Raw genomic sequence first — 2681 nt, forward strand, 5'->3', positions numbered from 1 at the left:
GCCTTGGGTCTTCGTGTCCATGATGCGGGACTCGGAATCCGTAAAGTTGATCTGATCTTTTGCTGCCGTCTTCGATTCGGCTTCGGGCTTGCGTTCTTCCAGTTCCTTTAGGGACTCTTGGATTTTCTTCCGTCTCATTTGCCGATCCTGTACTTCGATGTTTGTCGATTCCGGAAAGAGCGAAATTTGCCCTTCTTCCTGATCATCGCTCTGTTGCATCTTATCGAGAGCTTCACGGATTTCGGATTCCAGGCGTTTCATCTCTTGCTTCATTCGCTTTCGCGACATCGCCTTCGCGACGGAAGGGGCATATCCCTGTGTCGTCGGTCAGACTCCTAGTTTATGTTTCGCTTTTTGACGACCGATTGGTGACTATGGCACTTCGGGAATTAGGACGTATCGAGCGTACGCTGTTCACGCTGGACTGGCTGCAAAATGTTGAACTACGTCGTCGGGTACAGGTTGGGTTGAACAAGGGAGAGGCTAAAAATGCACTGGCTCGCGCCGTATTCTTTAACTGTCTGGGGGAACTACGTGACCGCAGCTTTGAGAATCAGCTCTATCGCGCTTCCGGTCTCAATTTGGTGGTAGCAGCCATCATATTGTGGAATACAGTCTACTTGGAGCGAGCGATACAAGAGTTGAGATCACGTGGACAGTTTATTGACGACAATCTATTACAACACCTTTCGCCACTTGGTTGGGAACACATCAATCTGACAGGTGACTACACTTGGCAACAGAACACTATGTGGAACGTGGTAAGTTTAGACCGCTACGTTCAGTTAATAACCATTAACAGGTACAGCCGACATACGATGTTTTTAATATATATATCGGCTGTACCTGCTTAACGTACGATTTTTTCCGTTTCGTGAAGTGAGTGTAGGAAATAAGGAGAGGTAGGAAAACGAAGAAGTATATGAAGATAGTCTTCAACAGGCTGTAAAAGATGTAGCTTGAGAAATTGGAGAAGGGCGAATTACAAGCCCTTTTCCACCACAAAATCCGAATGCCCTTAATATTCAGGACGTTATCGGACATGGAAAACAAAAATAAAAAAATATAATAAAAAACACTTATAGAAAGACAAAGAGCCTGCACAAAGCAGGACTCTCATTCAGCACACGAACCTTGGAGTTCGAGGCGATTTTATTATACGTGGATATATATCCTGACCACATCCAGCCTTTTGCTGAACGGGCAATGTTAACAGTAACACTTTGTACTTATAATATACTACCATTTCCGATAAGATGTCAATCGGACGATGAACGATTCTTAAATCTTTTATTTTGTTTCTTTGCCATACATTGATTCTTCATCAGTTGGTGCAACACGAGGTAATGAAGCTGTTATTTCCTTCAATTTAGCCTCTAAATTCAACTTTTCTTGTTTCAACATTTCAACTTCTTTACGATACCTCATTAATTCAAAAAGGATATCTGGTGCATAATGGTATGTAATTTTAGCTTCTATCGCCTTTAAAAGATTGTCCCCATAATTAAGAAATGTTCCAAGACTTCCAAATGTGCCATTTATGGTATCGACAACTGTATTAGGAAGGATATAGTCTTGTACATTAACATTCATATCTTTTGTAATACGATTTTTACTAATACAACGAATCTGATGGATTTCAGCAATACCATTTTTCCTCATTATTTTACCATCCTTTGGATAGCGAACTACAGTCTTTTCAAGATCCTTTGATAAATTTCCACCATCATCTCCAGTTAGAGGAACTACAACTACGAGATCATCATAGTGACCTACAACGACCGCTGGATGAGCAAGTGAAGATTCTTTCCCCGTGTTGTACCCAAAACGTACAAATACCATCCGACCTCTTGAGTATCTTTTGTTTGAGTCTTTTGTAGCCTGAATGTTATCTTTATTTATACCAAAAAATCCATATTCATTCCAAAAGTGATTAAAGATAATAAATTCAATCGCAATCTCTTGAGTTTTTGCTTCAACAAGAATTTTGCTGTCGTTCAGTGTGTTATGTAACTGACTTTTTATAAATGGATCGGCAGAAACAGGTTGTTTAAGGGTAGGACTGTTTGAACTGGCTTTATCAATAAGTCTTTTTCTATCAATTGGTATAATTTTTCTCTCCTAACTTCTACATTAATAAAATTGTGAGTATAAATAGCATAATATTTTTTGCTAAATACAGACAGGGATTTTTTTCAAGACAAAGATGAACGGCAGGAGCTAGCGAAAGCATTGGATACATTGCGTGCTGGTGATACCTTCGTTGTCTACAAATTGGACAGGCTTGCACGTTCCACAAAAAAACTGATCGAAGTCGCTGAGCAGCTAAAAGAAATGAATGTGGAGTTTGTAAGCATCCGGGATAATATTGATACCAGCACCTCAACTGGACGGCTTATGTTTGGTATGCTTGCCGTTCTAGCCGAGTTTGAACGTGATATCATCCGTGAACGGACAATAGCAGGACTTGAAGCAGCCAGGGCAAGAGGGAGGAAAGGTGGCCGGCCATCTGTTGATAAGAAAAAAATCAAACAAGATCTTACCTTATATGACAGTCAAGAGCATACCATCAGGGAAATCACGGATTTTACAATGAACCCATAAGGTGAGACACAAGGAGGCGATAAATAAGTTATACTGAGGACATGGAGAAACGAAATCGATATACGGCAGAATTTAAG

General features: G+C 40.5%; 2 protein-coding genes and 2 pseudogenes. 2 read left to right on the forward strand and 2 right to left on the reverse strand.

Going from position 1 to position 2681, the window contains the following annotated elements:
* A pseudogene (locus H525_RS24350) lies at positions 1 to 288 on the reverse strand (hypothetical protein); the annotation flags it as partial.
* A gap of 80 nt (positions 289 to 368) precedes the next feature.
* Here H525_RS24350 and H525_RS0115340 point away from each other — a divergent pair.
* Positions 369 to 799, forward strand: a pseudogene (locus H525_RS0115340) (Tn3 family transposase); the annotation flags it as partial.
* 491 nt (positions 800 to 1290) lie between these two features.
* On the opposite strand, the gene H525_RS0115345 reads toward H525_RS0115340, so the two are convergent.
* Positions 1291 to 1842, reverse strand: coding sequence for a type II toxin-antitoxin system PemK/MazF family toxin (locus H525_RS0115345; protein WP_027416900.1), 552 nt, complete (start codon positions 1840 to 1842; stop codon positions 1291 to 1293).
* A 327-nt stretch (positions 1843 to 2169) separates the two neighbouring features.
* Between H525_RS0115345 and H525_RS24355 the strand changes: the two genes are divergently transcribed.
* Positions 2170 to 2604: a recombinase family protein gene (locus H525_RS24355; RefSeq protein WP_051331080.1), complete on the forward strand. Its 435-nt coding sequence runs from the start codon at positions 2170 to 2172 to the stop codon at positions 2602 to 2604.
* Positions 2605 to 2681: the final 77 nt, after the last annotated feature.

The sequence above is a fragment of the Aneurinibacillus terranovensis DSM 18919 genome (assembly GCF_000430625.1).
GTDB lineage: Bacteria > Bacillota > Bacilli > Aneurinibacillales > Aneurinibacillaceae > Aneurinibacillus_B > Aneurinibacillus_B terranovensis.